The sequence below is a fragment of the Mycobacterium sp. D16R24 genome (assembly GCF_002013385.1).
GTDB lineage: Bacteria > Actinomycetota > Actinomycetes > Mycobacteriales > Mycobacteriaceae > Mycobacterium.
The window spans coordinates 119,553-146,058 of the sequence record NZ_MAEV01000012.1 but is presented as its reverse complement, the minus strand read 5'-3'; the positions used below and the strand labels follow the sequence as shown (position 1 = coordinate 146,058).

Annotated in this window: 25 protein-coding genes; 15 read left to right on the top strand and 10 right to left on the bottom strand. The window is 64.3% G+C overall.

Annotated elements, in window-relative coordinates:
* Positions 1-53: 53 nt before the first annotated feature.
* A complete protein-coding gene (locus B4383_RS11015) occupies positions 54-623 on the bottom strand; it encodes a class I SAM-dependent methyltransferase (protein ID WP_217697259.1) in 570 nt (189 codons plus the stop codon).
* A 161-nt stretch (positions 624-784) separates the two neighbouring features.
* On the opposite strand from B4383_RS11015, the gene B4383_RS11010 reads away from it, so the two are divergent.
* Positions 785-2,152, top strand: coding sequence for a DNA polymerase IV (locus tag B4383_RS11010; protein ID WP_078288239.1), 1,368 nt, complete (start codon positions 785-787; stop codon positions 2,150-2,152).
* Here the strand turns inward: B4383_RS11010 and B4383_RS11005 are convergent.
* A complete protein-coding gene (locus B4383_RS11005) occupies positions 2,117-3,034 on the bottom strand; it encodes an asparaginase (protein ID WP_176126534.1) in 918 nt (305 codons plus the stop codon). The two genes, B4383_RS11010 and B4383_RS11005, sit on opposite strands and share 36 nt — an antisense overlap.
* A gap of 98 nt (positions 3,035-3,132) precedes the next feature.
* Between B4383_RS11005 and lspA the strand changes: the two genes are divergently transcribed.
* From lspA to dnaE, 5 genes are all read left to right on the top strand, one after another.
* Complete coding sequence (gene lspA / locus B4383_RS11000; protein WP_078288072.1) at positions 3,133-3,762, top strand: signal peptidase II; 630 nt, start codon at positions 3,133-3,135, stop codon at positions 3,760-3,762.
* Positions 3,759-4,676, top strand: coding sequence for an RluA family pseudouridine synthase (locus B4383_RS10995; protein WP_078288073.1), 918 nt, complete (start codon positions 3,759-3,761; stop codon positions 4,674-4,676). The genes lspA and B4383_RS10995 overlap by 4 nt, the downstream gene beginning before the upstream one ends.
* Positions 4,673-5,641, top strand: coding sequence for an EamA family transporter RarD (gene rarD, locus B4383_RS10990; RefSeq protein WP_078288074.1), 969 nt, complete (start codon positions 4,673-4,675; stop codon positions 5,639-5,641). The genes B4383_RS10995 and rarD overlap by 4 nt, the downstream gene beginning before the upstream one ends.
* A gap of 12 nt (positions 5,642-5,653) precedes the next feature.
* Positions 5,654-6,202, top strand: coding sequence for a lipoprotein LpqH (locus tag B4383_RS10985; protein ID WP_078288240.1), 549 nt, complete (start codon positions 5,654-5,656; stop codon positions 6,200-6,202).
* A gap of 154 nt (positions 6,203-6,356) precedes the next feature.
* Positions 6,357-9,914 carry a DNA polymerase III subunit alpha gene (dnaE, locus tag B4383_RS10980; protein WP_078288075.1) on the top strand — a complete coding sequence of 1,186 codons (3,558 nt, stop codon included), beginning with the start codon at positions 6,357-6,359 and terminating at the stop codon, positions 9,912-9,914.
* Here the strand turns inward: dnaE and B4383_RS10975 are convergent.
* Positions 9,885-10,277 carry a metalloregulator ArsR/SmtB family transcription factor gene (locus B4383_RS10975; RefSeq protein WP_078288076.1) on the bottom strand — a complete coding sequence of 131 codons (393 nt, stop codon included), beginning with the start codon at positions 10,275-10,277 and terminating at the stop codon, positions 9,885-9,887. The genes dnaE and B4383_RS10975 overlap by 30 nt on opposite strands.
* Positions 10,278-10,438: 161 nt before the next feature.
* Here B4383_RS10975 and B4383_RS10970 point away from each other — a divergent pair, with 161 nt between their 5' ends.
* On the top strand, positions 10,439-10,855 hold the full coding sequence (locus B4383_RS10970) for a DUF5313 domain-containing protein (RefSeq protein ID WP_078288077.1): 417 nt from the start codon (positions 10,439-10,441) through the stop codon (positions 10,853-10,855).
* A 7-nt stretch (positions 10,856-10,862) separates the two neighbouring features.
* Here the strand turns inward: B4383_RS10970 and B4383_RS10965 are convergent, their stop codons facing one another.
* From B4383_RS10965 to B4383_RS10955, 3 genes are read right to left on the bottom strand one after another with little or no spacing between them, the layout of a single operon-like run.
* Positions 10,863-11,681 carry a DUF6498-containing protein gene (locus tag B4383_RS10965; protein WP_078288078.1) on the bottom strand — a complete coding sequence of 273 codons (819 nt, stop codon included), beginning with the start codon at positions 11,679-11,681 and terminating at the stop codon, positions 10,863-10,865.
* 2 nt (positions 11,682-11,683) lie between these two features.
* On the bottom strand, positions 11,684-12,442 hold the full coding sequence (locus tag B4383_RS10960; protein ID WP_078288079.1) for a hypothetical protein: 759 nt from the start codon (positions 12,440-12,442) through the stop codon (positions 11,684-11,686).
* 33 nt (positions 12,443-12,475) lie between these two features.
* Positions 12,476-12,682 (bottom strand): hypothetical protein, encoded by a 207-nt coding sequence (locus B4383_RS10955; protein ID WP_078288080.1) that lies wholly within the window; start codon positions 12,680-12,682, stop codon positions 12,476-12,478.
* 158 nt (positions 12,683-12,840) lie between these two features.
* Between B4383_RS10955 and B4383_RS10950 the strand changes: the two genes are divergently transcribed.
* Together B4383_RS10950 and ilvA are read left to right on the top strand one after the other, a co-directional pair.
* Positions 12,841-13,278: a nitroreductase family deazaflavin-dependent oxidoreductase gene (locus B4383_RS10950; RefSeq protein WP_078288081.1), complete on the top strand. Its 438-nt coding sequence runs from the start codon at positions 12,841-12,843 to the stop codon at positions 13,276-13,278.
* Positions 13,275-14,534 (top strand): threonine ammonia-lyase IlvA, encoded by a 1,260-nt coding sequence (gene ilvA, locus B4383_RS10945; RefSeq protein ID WP_078288082.1) that lies wholly within the window; start codon positions 13,275-13,277, stop codon positions 14,532-14,534. The genes B4383_RS10950 and ilvA overlap by 4 nt, the downstream gene beginning before the upstream one ends.
* A 6-nt stretch (positions 14,535-14,540) precedes the next feature.
* On the opposite strand, the gene glgX is transcribed toward ilvA, so the two are convergent.
* Entirely contained in the window at positions 14,541-16,682 is a 2,142-nt protein-coding gene (glgX, locus tag B4383_RS10940) for a glycogen debranching protein GlgX (protein ID WP_078288083.1), read from the bottom strand.
* 40 nt (positions 16,683-16,722) lie between these two features.
* Positions 16,723-18,903: an acyltransferase family protein gene (locus B4383_RS10935; protein ID WP_078288084.1), complete on the bottom strand. Its 2,181-nt coding sequence runs from the start codon at positions 18,901-18,903 to the stop codon at positions 16,723-16,725.
* A 122-nt stretch (positions 18,904-19,025) separates the two neighbouring features.
* Here B4383_RS10935 and B4383_RS10930 point away from each other — a divergent pair, with 122 nt between their 5' ends.
* The 3 genes from B4383_RS10930 (at position 19,026) to bioD (ending at position 22,231) form a co-directional block, all read left to right on the top strand.
* Complete coding sequence (locus B4383_RS10930; RefSeq protein WP_176126535.1) at positions 19,026-20,342, top strand: adenosylmethionine--8-amino-7-oxononanoate transaminase; 1,317 nt, start codon at positions 19,026-19,028, stop codon at positions 20,340-20,342.
* A gap of 63 nt (positions 20,343-20,405) precedes the next feature.
* Positions 20,406-21,551, top strand: a complete 1,146-nt coding sequence (locus B4383_RS10925; RefSeq protein WP_078288086.1) for an 8-amino-7-oxononanoate synthase — start codon at positions 20,406-20,408, stop codon at positions 21,549-21,551.
* Entirely contained in the window at positions 21,548-22,231 is a 684-nt protein-coding gene (gene bioD / locus B4383_RS10920; protein WP_078288087.1) for a dethiobiotin synthase, read from the top strand. Before B4383_RS10925 ends, bioD begins: the two co-directional genes overlap by 4 nt.
* Here bioD and B4383_RS10915 read toward each other — a convergent pair.
* Positions 22,224-22,865 (bottom strand): TetR family transcriptional regulator, encoded by a 642-nt coding sequence (locus B4383_RS10915; RefSeq protein ID WP_078288088.1) that lies wholly within the window; start codon positions 22,863-22,865, stop codon positions 22,224-22,226. The genes bioD and B4383_RS10915 overlap by 8 nt on opposite strands.
* Positions 22,866-22,942: 77 nt before the next feature.
* On the opposite strand from B4383_RS10915, the gene bioB reads away from it, so the two are divergent.
* From bioB to B4383_RS10900, 3 genes are read left to right on the top strand one after another with little or no spacing between them, the layout of a single operon-like run.
* Positions 22,943-23,977 carry a biotin synthase BioB gene (bioB, locus tag B4383_RS10910; RefSeq protein WP_078288089.1) on the top strand — a complete coding sequence of 345 codons (1,035 nt, stop codon included), beginning with the start codon at positions 22,943-22,945 and terminating at the stop codon, positions 23,975-23,977.
* Positions 23,978-23,994: 17 nt separating this feature from the next.
* Positions 23,995-24,222, top strand: coding sequence for a hypothetical protein (locus B4383_RS10905; RefSeq protein WP_139360283.1), 228 nt, complete (start codon positions 23,995-23,997; stop codon positions 24,220-24,222).
* Positions 24,219-24,968 carry a DUF2567 domain-containing protein gene (locus B4383_RS10900; RefSeq protein WP_078288091.1) on the top strand — a complete coding sequence of 250 codons (750 nt, stop codon included), beginning with the start codon at positions 24,219-24,221 and terminating at the stop codon, positions 24,966-24,968. The genes B4383_RS10905 and B4383_RS10900 overlap by 4 nt, the downstream gene beginning before the upstream one ends.
* Here B4383_RS10900 and B4383_RS10895 read toward each other — a convergent pair.
* Positions 24,952-26,448, bottom strand: coding sequence for a malate:quinone oxidoreductase (locus tag B4383_RS10895; protein ID WP_078288241.1), 1,497 nt, complete (start codon positions 26,446-26,448; stop codon positions 24,952-24,954). The genes B4383_RS10900 and B4383_RS10895 overlap by 17 nt on opposite strands.
* Positions 26,449-26,506: the final 58 nt, after the last annotated feature.

Sequence of the window (26,506 nt, the reverse complement as noted above, 5' to 3'; positions counted from 1 at the left end):
GAAATTCAGTGGAAAATCGACAGAATTCGCACACTCGGCCCGAGATAGAAGTTCTACGCGGCCTTCACGGCGCGCCAGCGCTGGTTACCCCCGTCAAGGTGATGCTCGATGTCGGTGAAACCCACTGCGCGCAGGCGATCCGGTAGCGACGTGGTGGGCACCGGGTTGTAGGTGTCGCCGATGTGCAGCAGCCGGAAGAAGGCGGAATGCACACCGTCGCTGCCGGCGAAAACGCCGCCTGGGGCCAGCACCCGATGTGCCTGTGCGAACAGCTCATCCTGAAGATCGGGCGTCGGGACATGGTGAAGCATGGTGAAGCACACCACGGAGCTGAAGCGGTCGTTGTCGAAACCGAGCTGGGTGCCGTCACCCTGGATCACCGTTGCCTGATCGCCGTAGAGCCGTTGCAGCCGCGACGCCATGGTCTCGTCGATCTCGACTGCGGTGAGCCGGGGGGTGCGTGTGGTCAGCACCCGCAGATTCGCGCCATAGCCAGGACCGATCTCCAGGGTGTCCTCACCAAGCGCAACCCCCTGGAGCGCCCACGGGAGGAGCTGCGACTCGGTCTTACGTGCCCACATCTCCGAGCTACAACACCAACGGTGCACCAAATTCATTGCCATGAGACCAGGCTAGGGACGATACGGGTGTCCGAGTAGCGTGATTCGGCCATCTCTTGTCGGGGTTCGGCCACATACCCAGGCCATACCGTCAACTCGGCATGCTGAGCTCGATCGGTGTCGCCAGGCAGGGTGGCGTCCGACCTGCGCCATACGATGATCGCGTGTGTGCTGCCGGTCGCTGGGTTCTGCACCTAGACATGGACGCCTTCTTCGCGTCGGTCGAGCAGCTGACCCGGCCAACCCTGCGTGATCGTCCGGTCCTTGTGGGCGGCGCCGGAGGCCGGGGAGTGGTGGCCGGGGCGAGCTATGAGGCCCGCGTTTTCGGTGCCCGCTCGGCGATGCCGATGCATCAGGCGCGACGACTGGTCGGCATCAATGTCGTGGTTCTGCCGCCTCGTGGCGCGGTGTACGGCGTTGCCAGCCGGCGGGTGTTCGCGACGGTGCGATCGATGATCCCGGTACTCGAACAGCTGTCCTTCGACGAGGCATTCGGCGAACCCATCGAACTGTCCGGGGCCACAACCGAAACCGTGGCGGAGTACATCGACGAGCTTCGTTCACGGGTGCTCACCGAAACCGGGCTCACCGCGTCGGTCGGGGCGGGGTCCGGGAAGCAGCTTGCCAAGATCGCGTCGGGATTGGCCAAACCCGACGGGGTGCGGATCATCGCGCCCGAGGAACAAGACTCGTTGCTCGCCGATCTTCCGGTGCGCAAATTGTGGGGGATCGGGCCCGTGGCGGAGGAACGTCTGAATCGTCTGGGAATCAACACCATTGGCCAGCTAGCGGCGTTGCAGACCAGCGAGGTGGCCTCGGTGCTGGGCGGCACGATCGGCCCCGCCCTGCACCAGCTCGCACGCGGTATCGATGAGCGCCCCGTGGCCGAACGTGCCGAAACCAAACAGATCAGCGCGGAATCTACCTTTGCCGATGACCTGACCACCCTCGATCAATTACGTGATGCCATCGAACCGATTGGAGCGCATGCTCATCGGCGGCTCATCAAGCACGGTCGCGGCGTACGCACCGTCACCGTGAAGCTGCGCCGCTCGGATATGAGCATTCTGACCAGGTCGGCGACGCTGCCCTATGCCACCACCGAACGTGCCGTGCTGATGTCGGCGGCACGCCGGCTACTCCTAGACCCCGTCGAGATCGGCCCCATTCGCCTTGTCGGCGTAGGCTTCTCGGGATTTTCCGACGTTCAGCAGACCTCACTGTTTCCGGATCTGGACCAGACCGAATCGGTTGCCGAAACCGACGAGGCCCCGTCCACCGCAGCGCCCGAGCCGAGCACCGCGAACTGGGGAATCGGCGACGACGTCCTCCATCCCGAGTACGGGCACGGCTGGATTCAGGGCACCGGACATGGCGTCATGACCGTGAGGTTCGAGACACGAAGCAGTGGACCCGGCATCGCGCGCACCTTCGGCGTCGACGATCCGGGTGTCACCCGCGCTGACCCGGTGGCGAGTCTGGACTGGCCGGGTGAGTCAGCCGAGCCGCTCCACGACGGAGACGAGATCTGATCCGGTGGCCAGGGCTGCCATCAACAGCACGCGGGCTTGCCCGGATCGAAGCCTGGGCACCATCACCCCACCGGCATCGATCAATTTCTGCCCCGGTGCGTAGCCGGGCGCCAGCGCACCACGTGGCACCCGGGTGGTGACAAGAACCCGGATTCCGTTCTCAATCTGTCGCGAAACGGATTCGATGACAACGTCATTGGCGTTGCCGGCGCCCATCGATTCCAGCACCAGTCCCTGTGCGCCGGCGCGCACATAGGAGTCGACTGCCGCACCGTCGGCACCGGGGTAGAGGCTCACGATGTCAACGCGGGGTAACGCAGCGCGGGTCACGGTGCCCAGGAACGGCGAGGGTGCGTCGCCGTTCTGTACGAACACGCCGTCGCGCACATGACCGATGGGGGCGACACCGGCGAAGCCGGCGGGTGCTGCCAGATCGACCTTGCGGATGCCCAGCGCCGGATACACCTGCCCGGCGAAACACACCGCCACGCCCAGAGCCTCACCGCTCGCGGCCACCGTCAACGCATCCCGCAGATTGCCCGGCCCGTCAGATTCTGGGTGGTCGCCACTGCGCTGCGCCCCGGTGAGAACGACGGGTACCGGCACCGCGCACGTCAGCGCGAGCCAGAGCGCGGTCTCTTCCAACGTGTCCGTTCCGTGTGCGATGACGACCCCGGTGGCCCCGCTCGCGACATGTCCGCGGATAGCGGCGGCGATCTGTTGCCAGCGCTGCGGGGTCATTTCCGCGCTGTCGATGGCCATCAGATCGTGGACTGCGACATTGCCGTGGCCGGAGGCGGCGAGCAGGTCGTCTCCCGAACTGCGGTGGCGGGCGATGCCATCACTGTCTACCGCGGTCGCGATGGTTCCGCCTGTGGTCAGCAGCACAAGGGTCGGTGATGAGCCTCTGGGGCGAACAACGTCGGGCACAGCGGCGATCATCGCAGACAGGCTGCGCGGTGTGCCCCGCTGAGTAGGGGATGATGGGTGACGTGAGTGACGAGCCCGAGACCGCCCCGAAGCCCAAGCGGCGGATAAAACTGCTGCTCATCGTGGCGGCGGTGGTGCTCGCGGTGGATGTCGTCACCAAGGTCCTTGCCGTCAAACTGCTGCAGCCGGGCAAGCCGGTGCCAATCATTGGCGACACCGTCACCTGGACGCTGGTACGCAACTCCGGTGCCGCGTTCTCCTTTGCCACCGGATACACCTGGGTGCTGACCCTCATCGCGATGTCGGTGGTGGCGGGAATCCTGCTTATCGGCCGCCGGTTGGTCTCCACATGGTGGGCCATCGGTCTGGGCATGATCCTCGGCGGCGCGCTGGGCAATCTCATCGACAGGTTCTTCCGAGGCCCCGGACCGCTACGCGGCCATGTGGTCGACTTCCTGTCGGTGGGGTGGTGGCCGGTCTTCAACGTCGCCGACCCCGCGGTGGTGGGTGGAGCGATTCTGCTGGTGGCGCTCTCGCTGTTCGGATACGACTACGACAGCGACGAGCGCTCGACGCGAGGAGCATCGAGCGAGGCGGGCGAGCGCCCGGCCGAGGATCGGAGCGACCACGCGGACACTAAGAACGCCGACGCGCAAGCTTCCCAGACCAAGCCCTCATGACCTCGCGCTCCCTGCCGGTGCCCGACGGCCTCTCCGGTATGCGCGTGGACGCCGGGCTGGCGCGCCTACTCGGCCTGTCCCGCACGGCTGCGGCCACTCTCGCCGAAGAGGGCGCCGTGCTTCTGGATGGGGTCGTGGTCACCAAATCCGAGAAACTCAGCGCGGGTACCTGGCTGGAAGTGACGCTCCCCGAGCCCAAAGCCCCGCCGGAGAATCGGGTCGAGGCCATCGAGGGCATGAAGATCCTGTACGCCGATGACGACTTGGTGGCCGTCGACAAGCCGGCCGGTGTCGCGGCCCACGCCTCCGTCGGCTGGTCGGGTCCCACCGTGCTCGGCGGGCTGGCGGCCGCCGGTTTCCGGATGACCACATCCGGTGTGCCCGAACGCAAGGGAATCGTGCACCGCCTGGACGTCGGAACATCTGGGGTCATGGTCGTGGCGCTGTCGGAGAAGGCTTATACCGAGCTCAAACGCGCCTTCAAGTACCGGCGCGTCGAGAAGCGCTATCACGCTCTTGTCCAAGGACATCCGGACCCGTCCAGCGGCACCATCGACGCCCCGATCGGGCGTCATCGGGGCCACGACTGGAAATTCGCCGTCGTCGAAGACGGACGCCATTCAATTACCCACTACGACACCCTTGAGGCGTTCGTGGCGGCCAGCCTGCTGGACGTACACCTGGAAACCGGTCGTACCCACCAGATCCGGGTGCATTTCTCGGCGATCAAACATCCCTGCTGCGGGGACCTGACCTACGGTGCGGATCCAACGCTGGCCGCCAAGCTCGGGTTGGAACGTCAATGGCTTCATGCCAAATCGTTGGCCTTCGCCCACCCGGCAGATGGTCGCTGGATCGAGATCACCAGCGAATATCCGGAGGATCTGGCCCACGCGCTCGACGTTTTGCGATGAGTGGGGCCGTTACCACTCCTGAGCAGAACCGTCGTCTGAAGTCCGGCTACCTATTCGGCGCTGCGGCCTACTTGATGTGGGGATTGTTCCCGGCGTTCTTCCCTCTGTTGCAACCGGCGAGCGCGGTAGAGATCCTGGCGCATCGCATGATCTGGACCCTGCTGCTGATGGTGATTGTCGTTGCCGTCTCTCGTCGGCTGCGTGATCTGGTCACCATGGGCTTGCGCAACTGGGGGCTGCTTGTCGGCGCCTCGGTGCTGATCGCCCTCAACTGGGGTGTCTACATCTACGCCGTCAACTCCGGGCATGTGCTGGATGCGGCCGTCGGGTACTTCATCAATCCGTTGGTGACGGTGTTGTTGGGTGTGCTGATTTTCCGGGAGCCATTGAGCCGATGGCAGATGCTGGCTCTCGTGCTGGCCTTCACCGCGGTTGTGGTGCTGACAATCAACTACGGGCAGCTACCCGTCATCACGTTGATAGTGGCCGTTTCGTTCGCGGGATACGGCGCCATCAAGAAAACCGTCACCGTCGACCCGCGGGTGAGTCTGACCGCCGAGGGAATCGTCGCGGCGCCGTTCGCCCTCGTCTACCTGGCGTTCCTCGGTGTGAGCGGCCGGCAGCATTTCCTCGGCTACACCCACGGCCACACCGCGCTGATGGTGTTCAGCGGTGTGGTGACGGCGCTGCCACTGCTGATATTCGGTATTGCGGCACAACGTATTCCGCTGGTAACTCTCGGGCTCCTGCAGTACCTGACGCCAACGTTGCAGATGCTGTGGGGTGTGCTGGTCAAGCATGAGGCGATGTCGCCGGCGCGCTGGGCGGGCTTCGCGCTGATTTGGGCGGCGCTGACGATCTTCACGGGCGACACCGTGCGCGGCTCGCTGATCTTGCAGCGCGCGGCGGGCCGACGGGCTACCGTTTCGCAGAGCGAAATGGCGCCGATCAACGGGAGGGATTGAGTGTTGCGACACATGATTATCGGGGCGGCAGTGATCGCCACGGCGCTGTCCGGGTGCGCTTCGGCCACGGGGCAGCCCAGCGCAGAGGAATTGAGGGCCGCGGACGCAAACATCGTGGCCGCCGCCGCTGGCGCGATGCCACCGCAGAGAGCGGTGAAAGCGCTGAAAACCGGGGGCGGGCACCCGAACATCATCCAGTCGGGCACGGCAAGGGTCACGGTCGACGGCACGCTATTGAACATGCCCGGCCCGGTCTACTGCTTTACCAACCAAGGCGTGACCCAGCTGCTCATCAACGTCGGACCAAAGAAGGTCTCTGGGGGGCACGCGATGGTGAAGCTTGACCCGGATTCGCTGGCGGTCCAGATGTTCGATATTCAGACAGTTGAACTCATCATTTTGCTTCACCAGGAAGACAACGTCGGTGATCAGATCAAGGCGACCAGGAACGATGACAGCTTTCATATCGAGGGGGAAGGGTCCGGCCACGACAGCGGTGTCGAGAAGACGATGACCTACGTGGTCGATGTCAACTGTGCGCCGGGCTGGGCCACGGGCTAACCGTTGCTGGCGGGGCTTTTGTGACCGCTGTGAATCGGGTTGCTGGATGAGCCCGACGACACACCCCCGACACGCCCGGGTCTGTCGGACCCTCGCAATAAACTGACCCCTCTAGCGATTGACGCCCCAATCAGGGTCGGTACGAAAGGCACGTGTGAGCTCCTCGAATTCTTCGTTCGTGCACCTGCACAATCACACCGAGTACTCGATGCTCGACGGTGCCGCGAAGATCAAGCCGATGCTTGCCGAGGTGGAGCGCCTGGGCATGTCGGCGGTCGGCATGACCGACCACGGAAACATGTACGGCGCTAGCGAGTTCTACAACGTCGCCACGGCCACCGGGGTCAAGCCCATCATCGGCATCGAGGCCTACATCGCACCCGCCTCGCGGTTCGACACCAAGCGCGTCTTCTGGGGCGATCCGGGACAGAAGTCCGATGACGTGTCCGGTTCGGGTTCGTACACCCATATGACGATGGTCGCCGAGAATGCGACGGGCCTGCGCAACCTGTTCAAGCTGTCCTCGCTGGCCTCGTTCGAGGGTCAGCTCGGTAAGTGGGCGCGTATGGACGTCGAGCTCATCGCCGAACACGCGAGCGGCATCATCGCCACCACCGGATGTCCCTCGGGTGAGGTGCAGACCCGGCTGCGGCTGGGACAGGAAGACGAGGCGCTTGCCGCTGCGGCTAAGTGGCAGGAGATCTTCGGTAAGGACAACTTCTTCCTGGAGCTGATGGATCATGGGCTGTCCATCGAGCGCCGGGTGCGCGAGGGCCTGCTGGAGGTGGGCAAGAAGCTCGGCATACCGCCCTTGGCCACCAACGACTGTCATTACGTCACCAAGGACCACGCGCATAACCACGAGGCGTTGCTGTGCGTGCAGACCGGCAAGACCATGTCGGACCCCACGCGTTTCAAGTTCGACGGTGACGGCTACTTCCTGAAGCCGGCGTCCGAGATGCGCGACCTGTGGGACGACTCCGTCCCGGGCGCATGTGACAACACCCTGCTCATTGCGGAGCGGGTGCAGTCGTATGAGGATGTCTGGAGCTTCAAGGACCGCATGCCGGTGTTTCCGGTGCCGGAAGGTGAAGACCAGGATTCCTGGCTGCGCAAGGAAGTCGACCGCGGGCTGGAGCGTCGCTTCCACGGCATTGCCGGCGGAGTGCCCGATGAGTACTTCACCCGTGCGCACTACGAACTCGACGTCATCAAGCAAAAGGGCTTTCCCGCATACTTTCTCGTCGTCGGCGACCTCGTCACGCATGCCAAGGAAGTCGGTATCAGGGTTGGCCCGGGCCGTGGATCGGCGGCTGGATCGCTGGTCGCCTATGCGCTCGGCATCACCAACATCGACCCGATCCCGCACGGGCTGCTGTTCGAGCGCTTCCTCAATCCGGAACGACCGTCGGCACCCGATATCGATATCGACTTCGACGACCGTCGCCGCGGCGAGATGGTTCGGTATGCCACCGATAAATGGGGCAGTGACCGGGTGGCACAGGTCATCACTTTCGGCACGATCAAGACCAAGGCGGCGCTGAAGGACTCGGCGCGTATCCACTACGGGCAGCCAGGTTTCGCCATCGCCGACCGCATCACCAAGGCGCTGCCACCGCCAATCATGGCCAAGGACATCCCGGTGTGGGGTATCACCGACCCGGAACATGAGCGGTACAAGGAAGCCGCCGAGGTTCGCACGTTGATCGACACCGATCCGGATGTGCGCACCATCTTCCAGACCGCACGCGGCCTGGAAGGGCTGATCCGTAACGCCGGTGTGCACGCGTGCGCGGTCATCATGAGCTCGGAGCCACTCACCGAGGCCATTCCGCTGTGGCGGCGCGCGCAGGACGGCGCCATCATCACCGGCTGGGACTACCCGTCGTGTGAGGCCATCGGCCTGTTGAAGATGGACTTCCTGGGGTTGCGCAACCTCACCGTCATTGGTGATGCGCTGGACAATATCAAGGCCAACCGGGGCATCGACCTGGACCTGGATCATTTGCCGCTGGAAGATCCGGCCACCTACGAATTACTGTCCCGCGGTGACACCCTCGGGGTGTTCCAGCTTGACGGCGGGCCCATGCGGGATCTGCTGCGCCGCATGCAGCCCACCGGGTTCAACGACATCGTCGCCGTGCTGGCGCTATACCGCCCCGGCCCGATGGGCATGAACGCGCACAACGACTACGCCGACCGCAAGAATGGTCGCCAGCCGATCAGGCCGATTCATCCCGAGCTGGAAGAGCCGCTCAAGGACATCCTCTCGGAGACCTACGGTCTGATCGTCTACCAAGAGCAGATCATGTTGATTGCCCAGAAGGTCGCCTCGTACTCGATGGGTAAGGCCGATGCGCTCCGCAAGGCCATGGGTAAGAAGAAGCTTGAGGTCCTGGAGGCCGAGTACAAGGGCTTCTACGAAGGCATGACCAACAACGGCTTCTCCGAAAAGGCCGTTAAGGCGTTGTGGGACACAATTCTTCCGTTCGCCGGGTACGCATTCAACAAATCGCATGCCGCCGGGTACGGATTGGTGTCGTTCTGGACCGCTTATCTCAAGGCGAATTACCCGGGCGAATACATGGCCGGCCTGCTCACCTCCGTGGGCGACGACAAGGACAAGGCCGCCGTCTACCTCGCCGACTGCCGTCGTCTGGGCATCACGGTGCTACCCCCGGACGTCAACGAGTCGGTGCACAACTTCGCATCGGTGGGCGCGGACATCCGCTACGGCCTCGGTGGTGTCCGCAATGTCGGCGCCAATGTGGTGCAGTCGCTCATCGCGACCCGAGAATCGAAGGGCGCCTTTACCGATTTCTCCGACTACCTGCACAAGATTGACATCGCGGCCTGCAATAAGAAGGTCACGGAATCGCTGGTGAAGGCGGGGGCCTTTGACTCCCTGGGGCATTCCCGCAAGGGGCTGTTCCTCGTCCAGTCCGATGCCGTCGACTCGGTGCTGGGCACCAAGAAGGCCGAAGCGATGGGGCAGTTCGACCTCTTCGGCGGTGCGGGAGACGACGACGCCGACGCGGCCAACGTGTTCGCCATCAAGGTGCCCGACGACGAATGGGAAGAGAAGCACAAGCTCGCTCTCGAGCGAGAAATGCTGGGCCTGTACGTATCCGGGCATCCACTCAATGGGGTGGCGCACTTGCTGGGCCGTCAGACCGACACCCAGATTCCCACGATCCTCGAAGGCGATATCGCCAACGACACACAGGTGCGGGTGGGCGGGATTCTCGCGTCGGTCAATCGTCGCGTGAACAAGAACGGCATGCCCTGGGCCTCCGCGCAGCTGGAGGACCTCACGGGTGGTATCGAGGTGCTCTTCTTCCCGCAGGCCTACTCGGTCTACGGCGCCGAGATAGCCGACGACGCGGTGGTTCTGGTGAACGCGAAGGTGGCGATACGCGATGACAGAATCTCCCTGATCGCCAATGACCTTGTGGTGCCCGACTTCTCGCAGGCATCCGACGACCGTCCTGTCGCCGTCACATTGCCGACGAGGCAGTGCACCATCGACAAGGTCACCGCACTCAAGCAAGTGCTGGCGCGGCATCCCGGTACCAACCAGGTTCATCTGCGTTTGATCAGTGGGGAGCGCGTCACCACGCTTGAGCTCGATCAGTCGCTTCGGGTGACGCCGTCGTCGGCTCTGATGGGGGATCTCAAGGCGTTACTCGGGCCGGGCTGCCTGGGCGGCTAGTTCTCCACGGCGGCTCTGCGCGACCTCCGCGGGTTCCGCGGAGACGGGGTCGAGCCATTCGGCCTGATCGGCGACCAGGCCAGTCAAGATCGTGCGCGCGGTCGCCAGCAGCTCCGCCACTCGTGGTGATGTCAACGTGTACAGCACGGAGAGTCCTTCGCGGCGGGCTGTCACCAGGCCAGCACGTCGGAGCACGGCCAACTGCTGTGACAGATTCGCTGCCTCGATACCTACTTCGGGCAGCATCTCCGATACGGCCCGGTCGCGTTCGCTGAGCAGCTCCAGCACGCGTATCCGCACGGGATGTCCCAACGTTTTGAAGAAATCCGCCTTCATCCGATACAGCGGCTGACGTGCATCCATATTAAGTCCACCTCACCACACAACAACTTGCAAAGATTAGCAACCCGACAACACTGCAGGACAGGGGCGCGTCTATAGTTCCTGACGGCACTTGCCGGGGCACTGTCTGTATTCGCAGGGCTGTCTCCAGCGAGAGCCGCCTCAGACGCGCAGGAGTTTGTATGACGACCGATCGGCCCACCGCTGGGCAGTGCATCGCCTACGCCTACGGAAGACGCCTGCCCGACTCGATGCGTGACTGGGTGGCCAACGATCTGTCCGGCCCCGGGGCCATTCGGCGGCACATGATCCGGTATGTGATCCCGCCCCATTTCATCCTGGCTCCATTCTGGCTCCTGCCGGGCGGAATGCTCCTGCACGTGGCGATCACCCTGCCCATCTATGTCTGGGCGATCCTGATGACGCACGCTCTCAATAAGATTTGGCGCCGCTACCGGTTGGCCCAGCACGATCTGGATCCCAAGCTCGCCGACATCGGGAACCGCGAAAAGCATGCGCGCAAGCACGAGACATACGCCCAGCGCTACGGTGCGCGCCCGGAGTCGAACGACACCTACTCCAGCAGCGACCCCATCTGACGAGCGATTAGCGCCGCGACCCCGTCCACGGCTCTTCGTTTTTCTTCCGCCGTGCGGTCTCGGCCTTACGGTCCTTGACCCATTGCTCTTCGAAGGTCAGTCCGGGACGTGCGCTCGGGATCCGATTCATCGCGCTACTGAGCCAGCGCGGTGGGGTAGCGGGCTCCCATTGCGGGAAGGTGACGCTGAGCGAATACATGGTCTTCAGGACGACGAACACCCCGAACAGTGCCGAGGGCGCATTGGTGACAGCGACCGCGAACATCCCGAAGATCAGGGTCAGATGCACGACGGCAACCCGCATAAACCCGCGACTCGCCATCACCTCCAGTTGCCAGAAGGACCATCGGCGCAGGGAGGGAAGATCCACCAGGAAGTCGACGGCCAGCGCGACAAGTACCTGAAGGCACCCGAATGCCACACTGTGCCAGTCGATACCGATCAGTGCGGCCTTGCCGTTGTGGGTGAGCAGAAAAATGATGACCGCGAGAAAGAACCCATGGGCCGCCGAGAAGGCGAGAGTCGTGAACAGGAATCCTCTGACGAAGGAGGTTCGCGAGTAACTCTGGTCCGGTCCGGGCGCCTCGTATCGGTAGTGTCCGTGTCGCGGATGCCACCGCTTGTGTAGAAGAGCCCGGACTGCGACGAACAGGGAAGCCGCCACGGTCTCGAACCAGTAGACCGCGAGCGTCGTACCGGCCGACCATCCGCCCACGAACCAGCCGGTGACGGGAATCGTATTCACCGCGATCATCGTGGCCAGGTGAAGAACCCGATTGAGGGTCCCGGGGACGTCCGATGTCGGGACGGAGTTCTGTGGGATCACGGCTAGCCCAGGATGTTCACGGCGCGGGCAAGCACCAGTGCCACCGTGGACAGTGCCACGATGGATTGCAGCGTCATCAACATCTTGGCCCACCGCGAGAGTGGCATGGTGTCGGTGGGGGAGAACGCGACGACGTTGGTGAAGCTCACGTACAGGTAATCGGGGAACTTCGGCCGCCAATCTGGCGGCGCGAGTTCGGGATTGGCCATCTGGGGAAACATGAAGTCAGGATGCGGCCGCTGGGGCGTGCGGCGCGCGAAGGGGCCGCCACGGTCAAACTCCCAGTACCACATGCCGAATACGATGACGTTGGTGATGAAGATCGCCAGGCCACTGCCGAGGAGCACGCGTGGGTTGTCACCCATCTGCCCCGTCACGATCTTGTAATCGAGCAGTGCCGCCGAGATAGTGTTATCGGCGGTAATGGCAGCGATCAGAAGATAGGTGGCCCAACGCCCGAGAGTTGTTGAACGCGTGAACTTTAACGGGTTGAGGATCACCAGAACGAGCAGTAGCGCTGACTCGAGAGCGGGTAACGGCCAGCGCGGCGTCAGAGTGAACTGTGCGGGGATCGCTAGCTGCAGGCCAATCGCCGCGATAAGAGCAATGAGAACCGGTATTCGACTTTCGGGGGCACCCGGGCGCAGCCAGGACGGCAGATGTCTTTCGGCGGCCAGCACGTCATCGGTGACCTCATGGGCAAGCCGCTCCATGCGGTGCCCGACAGGATGTTCGGCAGCCGATTCACTTGGCGAAGACATGGGGATGTATTACACCCCGTGGGCAGGTTCTGCTCAGTGAATGAGCGAGCCCGCGAGCCAGGCCATACTGGCCACGGCGCTAGCGGAGAGCACCGCGGTCGACATTGACGCTACCAGCAAGAGGGCGACCACGAAGACTGCCGTGCCTACCGCGAGCGCGAGCAGCTTGTAAGGGGCCCATGTGACGTCCGAGACATCCACCGACCGCACCTCATGTGCCGCGCGTTCGAAGGTCGTCATGAAAAGAGGATATGCCTAACGGGGAAGTTCGGTCAACCGAACACTTCGATCGTGGGTGACAGAACTAACGTCACAGGGTGTCCGGTGCAGGCCGGACACCCGGGCGTTCCGCGTTATCGGCGTGATTCCCCGGTAGGTGGAGCGATACAGTTGTCGGCATGCCATTAACCGGTGAATACGAACCCAGTGGACTCGATTGGTCGCAGAAGCAGGTGGCCAAGATTATCGAGAGCGGGACCACCGACGGCATCACCATCGTGGACATGCCGGTTATCTTGCTGACTTCACTCGGTGCCAAGTCCGGCAAACTGCGCAAGATCGCCCTGATGCGGGTGGAGCACGACGGCGAATACGCCATTGTCGCCTCGCTCGGCGGAGCGCCCAAAAACCCCGTCTGGTACTACAACGTGAAAGAGAACCCGCTCGTCGAGCTGCAGGACGGCAGCACCACCAAGGACTACCAAGCCCGCGAGGTCTTCGGCGACGAGAAGGCGCCATGGTGGGACCGTGCCGTGGAGGCGTACCCGCCGTATGCGGAATACCAGACCAAGACCGACCGTCAGATCCCGGTTTTCGTGCTGACGCCCGTCTCTTGAGCACGGCCCAGGCCGTCACTGCCGGCGATATCGATGCGGCGGCCAAACGCATCGACGAGGTGGTGCACCCGACTCCCGTTCAGCACGCCGATCGCCTCTCCGTGCTGACCGGTGCCAACGTGTACCTCAAGCGTGAAGATCTGCAGTCGGTTCGGTCGTACAAGCTGCGCGGCGCCTTCAACCTCTTGATGCAGCTCAGCGATGAGGAGAAGGCCGCCGGTGTGGTGTGCTCCAGCGCGGGTAACCACGCGCAGGGATTCGCGCTGGCGTGCAAGTCGATGGGCGTGCATGGCCGTGTGTACATCCCCAGCAAGACTCCGAAGCAGAAGCGGCAACGAATCATCTACCACGGCAACGGATTCGTGGATCTCATCGCGGTGGGGCACGGTTATGACGAGGCGGCCGCGGCGGCCAAGGCCGATGTCGAACGTACCGGTGCGACCCTGGTCCCGGCGTTCGACGATCCCCGAACCATCGCCGGGCAGGGCACCATTGCCGCCGAGATCCTCGACCAGTTGGACGTTCAGCCGGATGTGGTGGTGGTCCCCGTCGGCGGCGGTGGATGTATCTCCGGAATTGTCACGTACCTGCGGGAACGGGCTCCGCAGGTACGGGTCATAGGCGTTGAGCCGGCGGGCGCCGCATGTATGGCGGCCGCCATGCGGGCCGGTGGGCCGGTCCCGCTCGACCATGTCGACCCCTTTGTAGACGGCTGCGCCGTAAAGGTCGCCGGGGCGGTTCCGTACCGCCTGCTGGCCGCGGCGGGCGAAACGCTCACCTTGATGACCGTCGACGAAGGTGCGGCCTGCACGGCGATGCTCGAGCTCTATCAGAACGAGGGCATCATCGCCGAGCCCGCCGGGGCACTGTCGGTTGCGGCGTTGGCAGAGCTGGACCTGGCGCCGGGCGAGACGGTTGTCTGTCTGATTTCCGGTGGCAACAACGATGTTTCGCGATACGGCGAGATCCTGGAACGCTCCCTGGTGCACCTTGGACTCAAGCATTACTTCCTCGTCGACTTCCCGCAGGAGCCGGGCGCGTTGCGCCGGTTCCTCGGGGAAATACTCGGCCCCACCGACGACATCACGCTGTTCGAGTACGTCAAACGGAACAATCGCGAGATGGGTGCCGCTCTGGTGGGCATCGAGCTCAGCTATGCCGACGATCTAGCGGGCCTGCTGGATCGGATGCAGGTGTCCGATCTGGATATCGAACGGCTGGAACCGGGTTCGGCGGCGTTTCGCTACCTGACGTAGCGCCGGCTATCCGCTCTTGCGCAGCACGACGAGGGCGCGGTCCTGCACGCGCACGGCTTTGCCCGCGTCGACTACCGCCGAGCACTGGCCGTCCGGTTCGCCGGTGTCAAGTACCGCGGTCCACTGCGCCGCGTAGTCGCCTTCGGGTGTCACGAAATCCAGCGGCTCGTCGTAGGCGTTGAAGCACAACAGGAATGAGTCTCCGGATACGCGCTCGCCGCGCGCGTTGGGTTCGGGAATTGCATCGCCGTTGAGGAAGACGGCCAGGCTCTTACCAAAACCACTGTCCCAGTCGGCGGTGGTCATTTCCTCGCCGGCGGGTGTCAGCCAGGCGATATCGCGTACTTCCTCACCTTCCCGGATCGGACGTCCGGCGAAGAACCGGCGGCGCCGGAACACCGGGTGCTGCTTGCGTAGCGCGATCACCGTTCTGGCGAATTGCAGCAGGTCGGAGTTCGTCTTCGCCAAAGCCCAGTCCATCCACGACAGCGGCGAGTCCTGGCAGTACGCATTGTTGTTGCCCTGCTGGGTCCGGCCGATCTCGTCGCCGTGAGAGAGCATCGGGGTTCCCTGGCTCAGCACCAGCGTCGCGAAGATATTGCGCATCTGGCGCGCGCGCAGCGCGACAATCGCCGCGTCATCGGTGGGCCCCTCCACACCGCAGTTCCAGGAGCGGTTGTAGGTTTCCCCGTCCTTATTGTTCTCGCCGTTGGCCTCGTTGTGTTTTTCGTTGTACGAGACCAGATCTCGCAGCGTGAAGCCGTCGTGCGCGGTGACGAAGTTGATGCTCGCACTGGGGCGGCGCCCGGTGGCCTCGTACAGGTCGGACGATCCGGTGAGCCGGGAGGCGAATTCTCCGAGCGTGGCGGGCTGTCCCCGCCAGTAGTCACGGACGGTATCTCGGAACTTGCCGTTCCATTCGGTCCACAGCCCGGGGAAGTTGCCGACCTGGTATCCACCCTCGCCGATATCCCACGGCTCGGCGATCAGTTTGACCTGGCTGACTATGGGGTCCTGCTGGACCAGATCGAAAAAGGCCGAGAGCCGGTCGACGTCGTGCAGCTCGCGGGCCAAGGTTGAGGCCAGGTCGAAGCGGAAGCCGTCGACATGCATCTCGGTGACCCAGTAGCGCAGTGAGTCCATGACTAGCTGCAACGTGTGGGGGTGGCGGGCATTGAGACTGTTCCCCGTGCCGGTGTAGTCGGTGTACCGCGCAAGGTTGTCGTCGTTGAGTTTGTAGTAGGCGCGGTTGTCGATGCCGCGGAAACTCAGGGTGGGACCGATGTGGTCGCCCTCAGCCGTGTGGTTATAGACGACGTCGAGGATGACCTCGATATCCGCCTCGTGCAGAGCGCGCACCATTGCCTTGAACTCGGCGACGGCACCACCGGCACGCGGGGACGACGCATACCCCGCGTGCGGAGCCAGGTATCCGAAAGTGTTGTACCCCCAGTAGTTTCGTAACCCAAGGGCGATCAATCGGCTGTCGTGGAAGAACTGGTGCACCGGCATCAGTTCGATAGCGGTGACCCCGAGGGAACGCAGGTGGTCGATCACGACCGGATGAGCCAAACCGGCGTAGGTGCCCCTGAGCTCCTCGGGAACCCCGGGATGTGTCTGTGTCATGCCCTTGACGTGGGCTTCATAGATGACGGTCTCGTGGTACGGGGTGCGCGGGCGACGATCCGAACCCCAGTCAAAGTATGGGTTGATGACGACGGAGGTCATGGTGTGGCCCAGCGAGTCTCGCGCGACAAGTGTTTCGGTGTTCAGTGGGTCGGTCTGGTAGGACAGCAGCGGCGGGTTGGTATCGGGGACGTAGCCGAATTCGCCATGGAACGCCTTGCCGTACGGGTCGAGCAGCAGTTTGCCCGGGTCACAGCGGTGCCCGTTCTCGGGATCCCAGGGCCCGTGCACCCGGAATCCGTAACGCTGGCCGGGGGAGATGGTCGGCAGATAGCAGTGCCACACGTACCCGTCGACCTCATCGAGGGATACCCGGGTCTCGGCGCCGTCCTTGGCGATGAGACACAGCTCGACGGCCGTGGCCACCTCGGAGAACAGTGAGAAGTTGGTGCCGGCCCCGTCGTAGGTGGCACCCAGCGGATACGGATTTCCCGGCCATACCTGAAGCGGTGGCAGGGTCATGCTGATAGACCCTATCGGTCCGTGGTCGGGACCGCGCGCCTCACTTGCCCGGCGCCGCCGCCCGCCACCAGCCGGTCGCGAGCGCGATCTGCCGTCCCAGTTCCTTGGCCATGGTCCGCATATAGGTCGCCGAGATGTGATGAGAATCGTGATACACCAACACGTTTCCTTCCACTACGCGACATTTGTCCGTACGGCATACCGCTTTGGTCATGTCGAGGATTTTCAGCAGCGGGAACTGGTTCGCGATGGCGAGCGTGGGATTCACGTCATCGAGCGCGCGGTTGCGATCCATGGCGCACGAATCGGAGTTTCCGCCCGCTGAGAGGCAATCGGCAGCGGTGTAGGTGGTGCCGTCCCTGTCGATCAGCCAGGGGGTATCGCGCATTCCGAGGACAGGGATTCCAGCCTCATCGAACGCGGTCCAGATGCCCACATAGCTATCGGGCATCACATCACCGGTACCCAGGGCCGAACGGGGGCGGGTGGTGGTGGTGAACACGTAGTCGGGGTGTTCCTTGATCAACCGCGACATCACCTCGTCGACCCACTTCTTGCAATCGGGGTACGGGTCGTTCGACCCGGCAATACGGGGGACCTCTTCGGTACTGAGCGGGCAGCCCATCTTGAGATAGGTGGTGATCTTGAAATTGTGCTGGCGTCCCAGGATGTCGAGCGCGGTGATCCAGTGTTCGGCATGCGACCCGCCTGCCAGTGCGATGGTTCGCGTGGCGTGCGGATTGCCGTAGGTACAGGTGATGACTGCGCGATTCCGGAAATCACTGATGCAGTCCTGCTCAGTGGTGATCGGTAGATCGTCGGAGGCCTCCAGTGTGGTGGGCCGCATCGGCAGATCGGGCACCCGGTCGCCATACAGCAGAGCCCCCGCGCCCGGGTAGTCCCGAGGACGCAGACCGGAGAGCTCCTTGCCGTTGGACCGCTGCACGGTGACGTGTTCGAGCCACGTGAACGAGGTGGCGGTCAGCGCGACCGCCATCAACACGATCGCTGCGCCTAGGGCCAGGGTGGGGCGGCGCAGCCGGGTCCACAGTGAGGAGGATTCTGGGAGTGGCCGGGGGTAACGCAGGGGAGTCTCGACATACTTGTTGGTTAGGTAGGCCAGTGCCAGGGAGATTCCGAGGATGGCTGCACCCTCCCACAACGAGACCTTGGGTTGTCCGCTGTAGACCAACCAATAGACCAGCAGCGGCCAATGCCACAGATACAGCGAGTAGGCCAGCGACCCCAGCTCGACCAGCGGCCTGGTGGCGAGGAGTCGGTTGGCGATCGGTTGTGGCGTTTCTGTGGAAAGGTTTGCCGCCGACAAGATGAGGACGAGGGTGGCGACGACGGGCACCAGCGCCAGCGGGCCCGGGAACTCGCGCACACCGTTGATGAGCGCGCCGCAGGACAGGATCGCCGCCACTGCGATGGTGCCGAGCACCTGGCGAAGCCACATCGGCCAGCGCGTCCCCGCCACCAACGCGCCTACCAGCACACCGAGCAGCAGCTCCCAGGCACGAGCGAACGTGTTGTAGTAGGCGATCGACTGGAAGTCGAGATGGGCGTAGATCGCGTATCCGAAGGACGCGGCGGTCAGGCCCGCGATGACGACGATGAGGACGGGGCGCATGTACCGGCCGAGTGGTTTGCGCAGAAGAACGGCAAGTAGGTACACCAAGGCCAGGAAGCCCACATAGAACTGCCCCTGCACCGACATCGACCAGAGGTGCTGAAGCGGGCTCACCGATTCGCTGGCCGCCAGATAGTCGGCGGCGGTATCGGCGAGCTCCCAGTTCTGGTAGTAGCCCAGGCTGGCCAGACTCTGCTCGGCGAACGTCTCCCACCGAGTTTCGGGTTGCACCAGAACAGTGAGTACGGCGCAGGCCGCCAACACCAGAACCAGTGCGGGGAGCAAGCGTCGGACCAGTCGTTTCAGGACCGGTACCGGGTTGAGGGATGCTCCCTGTGTGGTCGCTGTGCGAAGTAGCTTGCTGCCGTAGAAAAAACCCGAAAGGGTTAAGAAGACGTCAACTCCGCCCGACACCCGGCCGAACCACACGTGAAACACCGCGACCAGAAAAATGGCAATACCGCGTAAACCATCGAGGTCGTAGCGGTAAAATCCCTTGTCGCTCTTCGGTTTTGGGGTGGCGTCAACCGCCGGGGCGGGTGGCACCTCGGGATCGGTCATAGGCTTGGTTGCTGAGACGAAGAACATTTTCGCCCCCAATGTACCCATGGTTGCCGAGAGTCACTGCAGGTGCGCGCCAACGGCGTGTACGCGCGAGGCGAATGGCTCCGCACCGAGGGTTTGTGACAGGCTCGACGACTGTGCCGAGGTTGACACCGGATGAGGTCGAAGCGGTCGATGCTGCGCATGTGTGGCATCCGTACAGCAGTATCGGCGATCCCGACATAACCCAGCGGCCGCTGGTGGTGACCAGTGCCAGTGGTCCGAACATCACCGTGGTGCGCGATGGCCATCCCGTCGAGGTGCTCGACGCGATGAGCTCGTGGTGGTCGTGCATTCACGGCCACGGTCACCCCGAACTGGATCGCGCGGTAATCGAGCAGGTGGCGTCGATGAGCCACGTCATGTTCGGGGGGCTTACCCACGAGCCCGCCGCGCGGCTCGCGCAGCTGCTGGTGGAGCTGACCCCGCCCGGTCTGGAAACGGTCTTCTTCGCTGACTCCGGATCCGTGTCGGTGGAAGTGGCGATCAAGATGGCGCTGCAGTACTGGCGCAGCCTCGGACTGCCCGCCAAGCATCGGCTGATGACCTGGCGCGGGGGCTATCACGGGGACACCTTCACCCCGATGAGCGTGTGTGACCCCGAGGGCGGCATGCACTCGTTATGGACCGATGTGCTGGCCAAACAGATCTTCGCCGAACGGGTCCCCAGTGCGTACGACGAGGAGTACACAGAGCGTTTCGAGGCAGAGCTGTCCGAGCATGCTGCAGAACTTGCCGCCGTCATCGTGGAACCGATGGTGCAGGGTGCCGGGGGGATGCGTTTCCACGATCCGCGCTACCTTGCAGAGCTGCGCGCCATGTGTGACAGGCACGGTGTGCTGCTGATCTTCGATGAGATCGCGACGGGCTTCGGGCGCACCGGTGAGCTATTCGCCGCCGATCATGCCGGGGTGAGCCCCGACATCATGTGCGTCGGCAAGGCCATGACCGGCGGTTATCTCACTTTGGCCGCCACCCTGTGTACCGCTAAGATCGCGCGCACCATCAGTGACGGCACGGCGGGCGCACTCATGCACGGTCCGACCTTCATGGCCAACCCGTTGGCGTGTGCGGTGGCGGTCGCCTCGATCGAATTGCTGCTCTCCGGTGACTGGAAGTCACGGATCGCAGAGATCTCCGGGGGATTACGCGCGGGCCTGGCGCCCGCCGCGGATCTCGACGGGGTCGCCGACGTGCGCGTGTGTGGTGCGATTGGCGTCATCGACATGGAAAACTCGTTGGGCGCGGACGGTATGCGCATCGCTACCAACGCGGCATTGGACGAAGGCGTATGGCTGCGCCCCTTCCGGACCTTGATCTACACCATGCCGCCGTACGTCTGCGATCAGGACGAGATCCACCGAATCACACACGCGATGGTGAGCGCGGCGACGGCGGTAGGAGCCACGTCGGCGGTGCGCTAACCTGAACACCGTTCAGGAGAGGAGGCGCCGGTGTCTGATGATCTTCGCGCAAGCGGCTCATCGATGGCCGAGGCATCATCACCGCTTGCCTGGTTGGGTGAGGTCGAGCGTCAACGGAAAGCTGCCGGACTGCGCCGCCGGCTTCGTACCCGTAGCGCCGCCGAGCCCGAGATCGATCTGGCGTCCAACGACTACCTGGGCCTCGCGTGCCATCCGCAGGTCATCGAAGCCGGCGTCGAGGCGCTGCGGATGTGGGGTGCCGGATCCACCGGTTCACGCCTGGTCACCGGCAACACCGCGCTGCATGAAGAGCTGGAGCACGAGCTTGCGACCTTTATGGGAGCGCCGTCGGCGCTGGTGTTCTCCTCGGGCTACACCGCCAATCTCGGAGCGGTCGTCGCGCTTTCCGGTCCCGGTACGCTCATCGTCTCCGATGCGCGTACCCATGCCTCACTGATCGACGCGTGCCGCCTGTCGCGGGCACGGGTGGTCGTGACTCCGTACCGCGATACCCAGGCAGTGGCGGCGGCCCTGGCGCACCGTCCCGAGGAACGCGCACTGGTTCTCACCGACGCGGTCTTCAGTGCCGATGGTGCGCTCGCGCCCCTGACCGAGCTGCACCGGGTCTGCCGTAGTCACGGAGCGGTGTTACTTGTCGACGAGGCACACGGACTCGGCGTACGCGGGGTCGGTGGCCGCGGTCTGGTCTCCGAAGTCGGTCTTGCCGGTCCCGACGATCTGGTCGTCACCGTCACGCTCTCCAAGGCCCTGGGCAGCCAGGGTGGGGCGGTGCTGGGGTCGGAGTCGGTCCGGGCACACCTCATCGATGCCGCCCGGCCATTCATCTTCGACACCGGGCTCGCGCCGGCCGCGGTCGGGTCGGCGTTGGCGGCGCTGCGGCTCATGGCTGACGAACCGGAACGGGTCCGCGCAGTGCTCGACCACGCGGCGACGCTGGGTCAGTGGTGCGGTTTGGCGGACACTCCCGAATCCGCGGTGGTGCCGGTGGTGCTCGGTGACCCGACGATCGCGTTCAACGCCGCCAAGGCATGCCTGGATCAGGGGGTGCGGGTGGGCTGTTTCCGTCCGCCGTCGGTCCCCGAGGGGCAGTCACTGCTGCGCTTGACGGCCCGGGCCTCGCTCACCGACGCCGATATGGATCGCGTACGCGAGGTGCTCGCCGGAGTATTGGCGCTGGCCCGCCGGTGACGGTCCTCCTGGTCACCGGAACATCGACCGGGGTGGGAAAGACGGTGGCAACGGCGGCGCTGGCTGCGGCCGCGGTGAGCCAGGGTATCGAGGTGACGGTATGCAAACCGGTGCAGACCGGCGAGGACCGCGACGCCGATGAGGTTTCCCGCCTGTCCGGAGTGACACGCGTCGAGACCTTGGCGCGTTATCCCGAACCGCTGGCTCCCGTGGCGGCGGCGTCGCGGGCCGGTCTGGCCCTGCTCGACCACGTACAGATGGCCACGTCGATATTCGCCCTCGATCGCCCCGGGGCATTGACGCTGGTTGAGGGAGCCGGTGGTCTGCTGGTGGAGTTGGCCGCGGGCGGTAAGACGCTGCGCGATCTGGCGATTGTTCTCGACGCGCCGGTGCTGGTGGTGACGACCGCCGACCTGGGCACCCTGAATCACACCGCCCTCACGCTGGAAGCCCTTGCGGCGCAGTCGGTTCCCTGCGCCGGCTTGGTGGTGGGGAGTTTCCCGGCAGAGCCGGACTTGCCGCAGCGACTCAACCGTGAGGAACTGGCAAATCAGTTCAAGACACCGGTGCGTGCGGTGATTCCGGAGGGGGCCGCACGGCTGATGCCCGCGGTGTTCGCCGAGATGAGCATGGCGCTCTTCGACCCGCAGTGGGTGGCCGAGCTGGTGGCCGCTAGCTGATTGGGCTGGACTGGCGGGCCAATTGGTCGATCCCGTCCACAAGCAGGCGCACTCCGAAACCGAACTGGGCGGTGGGATCTGCCAGCGCCGCGCCGTCGGCGAGGAACGACTGGCCATCTTCCAGCGCGCCGGCAGAGTCCCACTGCAGCCGAGACTGTTCGTCGGCGACATAACCCAGCACGTAGTAGACGATGCTGCGGGCGGCCAGTGCGGCGGGTACCGCACCTAGTCCCGAGGTGACAGCGGCCTCGGCCAGGCGATTGAGCACCGCGATCATATGGGAGGTTTGGCCCGAGGCGAAGCTCGCCGACACCAACTCCGCGCCGTCCTTGTGGGATAGCAGTGCGTCGCGCAGCGCGGAGCACAGGAAATCGACGCGCTGCTGCCACGGCACATCACGACAGTCGGTTTCCGCCAACGGCGCCAACACATGATCGGCGACCGCGCCGAGCAGCTGCTGTTTGTTCGCGAAGTGCCAGTAGAGTGCGCTCGGTGCGATATCGAGTTCGCGGGCGAGCCGGCGCATCGTCAGATCCGCGATTCCGTAGTCGTCCAGAATCGCGGTGGCCCGGCGCACCAGGTCGTGTCGGTTAAGCGGGGCGGTACGCCCCTTGTTTGGCTCGGTGATGGCAATACTCTAACCTGAACACCGTTCAGGATTGGGACCGTCAGAGACTAGACACAAAGACAAGACACTGTGAGGAGTGCTGCGTGACTCAGGCAGCCGAAGCAACCACCGCGGGCGACACCGATCGCGACGTACTGGCCATCGCCCGCGAGCAGGTGCTCGAGCAGGGGGTAGGTCTCACCCAGGATCAGGTGCTGCGGGTGCTTCAGCTCCCCGACGACCGCCTGGAAGAGCTGCTGGCGCTCGCGCACGAGGTTCGGATGCAGTGGTGCGGCCCGGAGGTCGAGGTCGAGGGCATCATCAGCCTCAAGACCGGTGGCTGCCCCGAGGACTGCCATTTCTGTTCACAGTCCGGTCTGTTCGCGTCCCCTGTGCGCAGCGCCTGGCTCGATATCCCGAGCCTGGTCGAGGCCGCCAAACAGACCGCGAAGTCCGGTGCCACCGAGTTCTGCATCGTGGCGGCCGTTCGCGGTCCCGACGAGCGCCTGCTTGCTCAGGTCGCGGCCGGTATCGAGGCCATCCGCAATGAGGTCGACATTCAGATCGCCTGCTCGCTGGGCATGCTGACCCAGGAGCAGGTCGACCGTCTCTCGGCGATGGGTGTGCACCGGTACAACCACAACCTCGAAACCGCCAAGTCGCATTTCCCAAATGTGGTGACCACGCACAGCTGGGAGGAGCGTTGGGACACCCTCAGGATGGTTCGCGAGGCGGGCATGGAGGTCTGCTGCGGCGGCATCCTCGGCATGGGCGAGACGCTGGAGCAGCGCGCCGAATTCGCCGCGAACCTGGCCGAGCTGGAACCCGATGAGGTTCCGCTGAACTTCCTGAACCCGCGCCCCGGGACGCCCTTCGGCGACCTCGAGGTGCTCCCCGCCGCGGACGCACTGCGTGCCGTGGCTGCATTCCGTCTCGCGCTGCCGCGCACGATGTTGCGCTTCGCCGGCGGACGGGAGATCACCCTGGGTGATCTGGGTGCCAAGCAGGGCATTCTGGGCGGTATCAATGCCGTCATCGTCGGCAACTACCTGACGACACTGGGCCGTCCGGCCGAGGCGGACCTGGAACTGCTCGTCGATCTGCAGATGCCGATCAAGGCACTCAACAGCAGCCTGTGACCAATAGCCTGTACGTGATGGGTACAGAACCGGTAGCCGCCGGTAAGTACAACGTGTACACCGGCGAATCAATGGACGGGTCGACTGGACTGTTTGTGCCGACGGCGGCACAGCTTGGGTTGGAGCCACCGCGGTTTTGTGCGGCATGCGGGCGGCGGATGATCGTGCAGGTGCGCCCGGACGGCTGGCACGCCAAATGCTCCCGACACGGCGAGGCGGACTCCAAGCAGCTCGAGCAGCGATGAGCGCCAGCGAAGAGCCATCGGTGCCGATGAGCGCGAGCGAAGAGCCGTTGGTTCCGATGAGCACAAGTGACGAGCCGTTGACGCCCGTGACTGCCACCTCGCATATCGTGGATCAGGTGGCACCGCCGCGCTTTTCGCATCTTCGCGCGGCCGCGATCGTGCTCGGCGGGCTCACTGCCGCCGGGGCGTTGGTGGGAGCGTTGTGGAGCGTCATCGCTCCGGGTGTGCACGGAGCCATCGCCGATACGCGCGATAACGGCCGGGTGTTTGTGCACCTGGGCAATGAGGCCGACAACTACTTCATCGCGACCACCATGCTGATGGGGATGGCCACGGTGGTCGCGGTGATCGTGTCTGCCGCGGCCTGGCAATGGCGTTCACACCGTGGCCCGATGATGGTGGGCGCGCTCACCTTAGGTGCCCTTGCGGGCTCGGAGGTGGCGGCGGGTGTCGGAGCCGCGCTGGTCCGGTTGCGTTATGGCGTACTGGATATCGCGGGTGCTCGGCTCGAAGAGGGGCATCGCATCAAGTATGTCGTCGAGGCGCCCGCGGTGTTCTACGGTCACACGACGGCACAGATCGCGGTCACGCTCGCGCTGGCGCCGTGTCTGGCGGCGGTCACGTACATGTTCTGTGTAGTCGCCTGTGCCCGTGATGATCTCGATGCCTGGCCGCCGGTGAAGGTCCCCGTCTACCGGGCACCCGCGACCGTTCCGCCCGTGGAAGGCGCTAGTTCGACGGCGTAGCCTCCTCGAGCCTCAGCGAGCACGCGGTCACCCGCACGGAGCTCGCCACCGCCGCGTGATCCCAGCTGACGTCCCCGGCGCCGGGAATCGCGCCGACCATCGTTGTCTGCCACGAGGTGTGCCATCGCTCGGGAAAGCAGCGTTGGAGGGCGTCGAGCATGATCGGGACTGCGGTGGACGCACCCGGAGAGGCGCCGAGTAGCCCCGCGATGGTGCCGTCCGCACTGACCACGAGTTCGGTGCCGTGCTGAAGCACGCCCACGCGTCGACGGTCGGGCGTAATGAGTTGCGCTCGTTGACCTGCGGGGACAAGTTCCCAATCGCCGGGCCTGGCGGCGGGGTAGTACCGGCGCAGCTGCGAAAAGCGTTGTCGCGGGCCCGCTATCACCTGGGTGATCAGGTATCTGATGAGCGCGAGGTTCTGGATGAGCGCGGCCGCGATCACGTGTACGTTGTGCCACCGCACCGTGGTGAAGAAGTCCACCCACCGGCCATGTTTGAGCAGCTTGGTGCTGAAGGTCGCATACGGTCCGAACATGAGGTATGGCCGACCGCGAACCAGGCGTTTGTCCAGATGCGGTACCGACATCGGTGGCGCACCCACGGGCGCTTGGCCGTATACCTTGGTCGCGTGCTGATCGGCTACTCCCGGATTCCCGCACCGCAGGAAGGCTGCGCCGACGGGCAGGACCGCGTAGCCACGCACCTCGGGAAGGCGCGCGCGTTGCAGCAGCCGCAGTGCGTGGCCGCCGGCGCCGACGAACACGCTGCGCGCTCGTATGGTGAAGTGGCCATGGGGATTTGCCCCGCCCACTATCCATGATCCGTCGCTGGTTTGGTTGAGCGTGCGCACCTCATGGCCGAGGCGGATCTGACCACTGTGTTCGGTGACGATGCGCGTCAGCGCATGGGTGAGGGCGCCGAAATCGATATCTGTTCCGTCGGGGTGCAGGGTGGCGGCGACGGGCTCATCGGGCGTGCGGCCGCGCATTACCAGCGGTGCCCAGCACTCGATGGTGCCGGGGGCATCGCTGAACCGCATTCCGGCGAACATCGGCTCTGTAGACAGCGTTTCGTAGCGACGCCGTAGATAGTCGATATCGCGCTGACCGAACACGACGTCCATGTGCCCGGCGGCGTGAATGAACGCAGCGGGTTGCAGCAGCCCGTTGTCGGCGAGGTAGGACCACCATTGACGGCTCAGGTGGAACTGGCGAGCTATCGCCGCGGGCTTCGTGGCGTCCCCGGGGTCTGGCATGTAGTTGAGTTCGCAGAATCCGCTGTGCCCGGTACCGGCGTTGTTCCAGGCATCGCTGCTCTCGCTGGCGAGCGCAGCGGCCCGCTCCAGCAACACAATTCGCCAGTCAGGTTCCAGGACCGACAACATCGAACCCAAGGTCGCGGACATGATGCCGCCGCCAATCAGCACCACGTCGGCATCGTCATGGGAGGGGACTGGCGTGCTCGAGAATGTGCTCATATGGTCCACCATCCGCCGCAATCATTCATTCCGTCCAATGAATGATTGCGGGAGTACC

Excerpts from the sequence above, each read along its gene's own strand:
- B4383_RS10905 (WP_139360283.1), top strand. The coding sequence starts at position 23,995 with ATGGGTACAGAACCGGTAGCCGCCGGTAAGTACAACGTGTACACCGGC.
- B4383_RS10975 (WP_078288076.1), bottom strand. The coding sequence starts at position 10,277 with ATGGATGCACGTCAGCCGCTGTATCGGATGAAGGCGGATTTCTTCAAA.
- B4383_RS10900 (WP_078288091.1), top strand. The coding sequence starts at position 24,219 with ATGAGCGCCAGCGAAGAGCCATCGGTGCCGATGAGCGCGAGCGAAGAG.
- B4383_RS10925 (WP_078288086.1), top strand. The coding sequence starts at position 20,406 with ATGGCCGAGGCATCATCACCGCTTGCCTGGTTGGGTGAGGTCGAGCGT.
- B4383_RS10955 (WP_078288080.1), bottom strand. The coding sequence starts at position 12,682 with ATGACGACCTTCGAACGCGCGGCACATGAGGTGCGGTCGGTGGATGTC.
- B4383_RS10970 (WP_078288077.1), top strand. The coding sequence starts at position 10,439 with ATGACGACCGATCGGCCCACCGCTGGGCAGTGCATCGCCTACGCCTAC.
- B4383_RS10985 (WP_078288240.1), top strand. The coding sequence starts at position 5,654 with ATGATTATCGGGGCGGCAGTGATCGCCACGGCGCTGTCCGGGTGCGCT.
- lspA (WP_078288072.1), top strand. The coding sequence starts at position 3,133 with ATGATGGGTGACGTGAGTGACGAGCCCGAGACCGCCCCGAAGCCCAAG.
- B4383_RS10950 (WP_078288081.1), top strand. The coding sequence starts at position 12,841 with ATGCCATTAACCGGTGAATACGAACCCAGTGGACTCGATTGGTCGCAG.
- rarD (WP_078288074.1), top strand. The coding sequence starts at position 4,673 with ATGAGTGGGGCCGTTACCACTCCTGAGCAGAACCGTCGTCTGAAGTCC.
- B4383_RS10895 (WP_078288241.1), bottom strand. The coding sequence starts at position 26,448 with ATGAGCACATTCTCGAGCACGCCAGTCCCCTCCCATGACGATGCCGAC.
- glgX (WP_078288083.1), bottom strand. The coding sequence starts at position 16,682 with ATGACCCTGCCACCGCTTCAGGTATGGCCGGGAAATCCGTATCCGCTG.
- B4383_RS11015 (WP_217697259.1), bottom strand. The coding sequence starts at position 623 with ATGGCAATGAATTTGGTGCACCGTTGGTGTTGTAGCTCGGAGATGTGG.
- B4383_RS10935 (WP_078288084.1), bottom strand. The coding sequence starts at position 18,903 with ATGTTCTTCGTCTCAGCAACCAAGCCTATGACCGATCCCGAGGTGCCA.
- B4383_RS10995 (WP_078288073.1), top strand. The coding sequence starts at position 3,759 with ATGACCTCGCGCTCCCTGCCGGTGCCCGACGGCCTCTCCGGTATGCGC.
- B4383_RS10960 (WP_078288079.1), bottom strand. The coding sequence starts at position 12,442 with ATGTCTTCGCCAAGTGAATCGGCTGCCGAACATCCTGTCGGGCACCGC.